Source organism: Nonomuraea sp. H19, assembly GCF_052068215.1.
Classification (GTDB): Bacteria; Actinomycetota; Actinomycetes; order Streptosporangiales; family Streptosporangiaceae; genus Nonomuraea.
The window spans coordinates 1-4,231 of the sequence record NZ_JBQHCV010000091.1 but is presented as its reverse complement, the minus strand read 5'-3'; the positions used below and the strand labels follow the sequence as shown (position 1 = coordinate 4,231).

The following is a 4,231-nucleotide window of genomic DNA, read 5'->3' as shown; positions in this document are numbered from 1 at the left end:
ACGGCACCAGCACGAACACCCACAACGCGACCACCGCCGCGACCGGTTTACGCCCGTCGATGATCGGCGCCGCGCCGCGCTCCCGATCGGCGACGCCTGCACCCGTCGAAGCCATGCCAGTCTCCTCCCATCGCGTGCCGCGTCCTTGCGCCCCCTTGGAACCAGTCCGCCTGCCCACGCGCACGGTGGGCCATACTTCCCTGGCACTGTTTTGGGACTACCAAGGTGATCTCGTGGCGAAAGCCCTGACGCTGGGGAAGTCATCGCCGGTCGGCGGTTCTGGCGGCGGCGTGGACCCGACGGCCTCATCGGTGGCCGCGACACGCTGTTCCGGTGGCCGGAGCACGTGGCTGAGGGTGCTGGGAACAGCCACGTGGCCCCCGCGTATCGACACACCCGCCCTCGCGGGTAGCCGGATGCTCTCCAGTCAATGCCCTTCCTTGGGTGGAGGGTTATGGGCAATCCGAGCAAGGCTCATCATCGTGGCCGATGGCCGCCCGACCGGGCGAGGTGTTCCGGCCCGCTGGGTGGCCGGAGTGGGAGACTCTTGCGATGAGCCGTACTCAGGTGACCTACGACGATGTCGTCGCCGCGCGAGAACTCCTCGCCGACGTGGTGGTCCGTACGCCCGTGGTCGAGTCGCGGGTGCTTTCCGACCTGGTGGGCGGGCCGGTTCAGCTCAAGTGCGAGAACCTGCAGAGGTCCGGCTCGTTCAAGGTCCGCGGGGCCTACGTCAGGATCGCCCGCCTGGCCGAGGAGGAGCGGGAAAGGGGCGTGGTGGCGGCAAGTGCCGGCAATCACGCTCAGGGGGTGGCGCTGAGCGCGCGGTTGGTCGGGGCCAAAGCGACGGTCTACATGCCCGAGGGCGCGGCGCTGCCCAAGGTGGAGGCCACCCGTGGTTACGGCGCTGAGGTGATCTTCGCCGGGCGTACTGTCGACGAGGCGCTTGCCGCGGCGAGGGAGCACGCGCGGCAGACCGGTGCGGTGATCATCCATCCCTTCGACCATCCGGACGTGATCGCGGGGCAGGGCACGATCGGGCTGGAGATCCTGGAACAGCTGCCGGCCACCGGCACGATCGTGGTGCCGATAGGCGGTGGAGGTCTGGCGTCCGGGCTCGCGCTGGCGGCCAAGACGTTGCGGCCTGGAATCGCGATCGTGGGTGTCCAGGCCGAGCGGGCCGCGGCCTACCCCGCCTCTCTGGCCGCGGGACATCCGGTGATGGTCGAGCCGGTTGCGACGATGGCCGACGGCATCGCTGTGGGATGCCCTGGAGAGCTGCCCTTCGAACTGATCCACTACCTGCTCGACAGGGTGGTCACGGTGAGCGAGGAGGAGATCTCCCGAGCGCTCGTGCTGTGCCTCGAACGCGCCAAGCAGGTCGTCGAGCCGGCCGGCGCCGTGGGGGTCGCTGCGTTGGTTGCCCATCCGCAGGCGTTCGAACCGCCGGTGGTCGCGGTGCTGTCCGGCGGCAACATCGACCCCATGTTGCTGGCGCGGGTGCTCCGTCACGGCCTGGCCGCCGCCGGGCGCTACCTGGCCTTGCGGGTGCGGCTGCCGGACCGTCCAGGGGCGTTGGCGGGGTTGCTGGCGGATCTCGCCGCCCTCCGGGTGAACGTGCTGGACATCGTGCACGAACGGTTCGGATCGAGACTGCATGTGGACGAGGTCGAGGTGCAGCTGCAACTCGAAACGAGAGGTCCTGAGCACTGCGGCGAAGCGCTGGACGCACTGCGAAGGGACGGCTACAGAATCATTCTCGGCTGAGTGCCGCTCTGGATGGCTCACGGCGTTCCGTGCTCCTGGGTGGGCGACGGCGGTGGCTGACGTCGCGGCGGGGGAGTGGGACCACCATCGGCACTCCTCGCCGCGGGACCCGAGGGAGCCGGTCCATAGCGTGGCGCAGGTCTGCCGAGACGCGGGATGGAGCCGGATACGGCGCATCGGCAACGCGCCGACAGGCTCGCTATCACCGCAAGTGATGAGGCTGGCTGGGATTGCGCGTTTCCGTCGGCTCGCCGGTCGCCTTGACTGATTAGCGATCAGCCGGCGCAGCTTGCGTCGCTGTCACCGTGAGGGGGTCGTGATGACCCTGGACACAGAAGGAACAAGCGTGACCGCGCGCGCCGGCCTGAACGGTCGGGCACCACGATGCGAGCACCTCGACCTGCTCCCGACCGCGGAGCACGGACTACCCGAATGCACGGCATGTCTGGCCCTCGGCCGGACCTGGACGCGGTTACTGGTGTGCCTGACCTGCGGGTGGGTGGCCTGTTCCGACGATTCGCACGGGGGCCACGCCCGCGCCCACTACGAGGAGACCGACCACCCGGTGGTCGCCACCCTGGACCCAGCCTCGACCTGGCGTTGGTGCTACGTCCACCGGCGAACCGTATAGACGAGACGAAAGGGACTTCATGCCTGTTCCTAAACAGCCGGTGAAAGATCGGCCGTTGACGCAAGACTACGACGGCGCATCGCCGTTCCCCGGGGCAGAGGAGCACCCTCCGGCCGGCAGGGCTCAGACGGGGCTGACGGCGGCGATCGTCGTGTTGCCGTTCGTCGCCTTCGGCGTCGCGATCTTCCTGTCGTGGGGGCAGGGAGTCGCGCTCGCCGATCTGCTGCTGGCCGCGGCCTTCTATGTGGTGACCGGGCTGGGCGTGACGGTCGGCTTCCACCGCCTGCTCACCCATGCCTCTTTCACCGCCCGGCCATGGCTGCGCGTGGTGCTGGCGGTCGCCGGTTCGATGGGCTTCCAGGGCAACGTCATCGACTGGGTCGCGGTGCATCGCCGCCATCATGCCTTCACCGACCGGCCGGGCGACCCGCACTCTCCCTACCGGTACGGCGCCGGCTTGCGCGGGCAGCTTCGGGGGCTTGCCCACGCCCATCTGGGCTGGCTGTTCACCGACGACCGGACTCCGGCCGAGCGCTACGCCCCGGACCTGCTGGCCGACCCGGCCATGACCCGGGTGGCACGTGCCTTCCCCGCGCTGTGCGCGCTGTCGCTGACGCTGCCGTTCCTGGCCGGGTGGGCGATCACCGGCACCTTGTACGGCGGGCTGACCGCCTTCCTGTGGGCCGGGTTGATCCGCATCGCGCTGCTGCAGCACGTCACCTGGAGCGTCAACTCCCTGTGCCACATGATCGGCAGCAGGCCCTTCACAACTCGCCGCCACGACCGTTCCACCAATCTGTGGCCGCTGGCTCTGCTGTCCTTCGGCGAAAGCTGGCACAACGGCCATCACAGCGAACCCACCTGCGCCCGTCACGGCCTCGAACGCGGCCAGATCGACCCGTCCGCCGCCATGATCCGCCTGTTCGAACGGCTGAGCTGGGCGAGTCAGGTCCGCTGGCCCGATCCCGGCCGCATCCAACGCCGCCGCGCCGACATCGCCCGGCAAGCCCGCGCCCCCGCCGGGACCTGACCGATGCCTCTTCCGGTGTCGCTGCCGGCATGGCCGCTCACCGGTGTGGATTCGGCATCGAGCCGCGCGCGCAGCCCCGTACCAGCCAGGAGGGAAGACACACTGAGCTTGCGGCGCTCTGGTACCGCCCGCTCGCTCATCGATTCCAGTGATAACCGGAACCGGTGATTGCTCGTTTCCCTGCCCTAGGCCGGGGAGGACGCTGGAACTTCAAGCCGCCTGACCGCGGCGAATGTCCGCAGGCACGAGCTCATGGCTCATGGGGGAGACGGATCAACGGGTCTGTCCCAGGCCGATGGCCGAGCTGAGCGGTGAAAGGAAATCACGATGAGTCTGCGATGGGAGATCGACAACAAGGTCCAGGCCCTCAAACGCTGGGCCAGGCAGCGCCTGGGTCGCGCCACCGGCAACCAGCGCCACCAGGTTGCGGGCAAGACCGATCGGGCCGTGGGCAATCTGAAGCAGCCCGGCGGGAAGGTCCAGGACGCATCCAAGCACTGATCCCCTCTTCGGCAGGGCGTCCGGCGGCTCCAGGCCGCGCTCCAAGGCCCTCCACTACCTCGGCATGAACGCGAGGATCGCTTGCCGGACACCCCAGCCCAGTGAGTAGCAGCCAACGCTCCTGTCAGGGTCCACACTCCACGAGGCACCTAGAGTGGTGGAAGACGGCCCGAATCGGCGCCTCCCGGGCAGGAAGGGGTGGCGGGCATGGAGTTACGTCAGCTCCGCTATTTCGTGACGCTGGCGGAAGAGTTGCATTTCGGCCGGGCTGCGGCCCGCGAGCACATCGTGCAGTCCGCGCT

Annotated in this window: 5 protein-coding genes; all 5 read left to right on the top strand. The window is 68.9% G+C overall.

All coding sequences use genetic code 11. From position 1 onward, the window contains the following. The first annotated feature begins 489 nt into the window (after positions 1-489). Positions 490-1,767, top strand: coding sequence for a threonine ammonia-lyase (gene ilvA, locus ACTMTI_RS56545; protein ID WP_441129347.1), 1,278 nt, complete (start codon positions 490-492; stop codon positions 1,765-1,767). 346 nt (positions 1,768-2,113) lie between these two features. Beyond that, positions 2,114-2,398 (top strand): UBP-type zinc finger domain-containing protein, encoded by a 285-nt coding sequence (locus ACTMTI_RS56540; protein WP_441129346.1) that lies wholly within the window; start codon positions 2,114-2,116, stop codon positions 2,396-2,398. A 55-nt stretch (positions 2,399-2,453) separates the two neighbouring features. After that, complete coding sequence (locus tag ACTMTI_RS56535) at positions 2,454-3,428, top strand: acyl-CoA desaturase (RefSeq protein WP_441129345.1); 975 nt, start codon at positions 2,454-2,456, stop codon at positions 3,426-3,428. A gap of 327 nt (positions 3,429-3,755) precedes the next feature. Then, positions 3,756-3,929: a hypothetical protein gene (locus ACTMTI_RS56530; RefSeq protein ID WP_441129344.1), complete on the top strand. Its 174-nt coding sequence runs from the start codon at positions 3,756-3,758 to the stop codon at positions 3,927-3,929. A 207-nt stretch (positions 3,930-4,136) separates the two neighbouring features. After that, positions 4,137-4,231: LysR family transcriptional regulator (locus ACTMTI_RS56525; protein ID WP_441123748.1), on the top strand; the 95-nt coding region annotated here is incomplete at its 3' end.

What these genes read in the sequence shown, in the direction of transcription:
- ilvA (WP_441129347.1), top strand. Translation starts at nt 490, where the DNA reads ATGGCCGCCCGACCGGGCGAGGTGTTCCGGCCCGCTGGGTGGCCGGAG.
- ACTMTI_RS56530 (WP_441129344.1), top strand. Translation starts at nt 3,756, where the DNA reads ATGAGTCTGCGATGGGAGATCGACAACAAGGTCCAGGCCCTCAAACGC.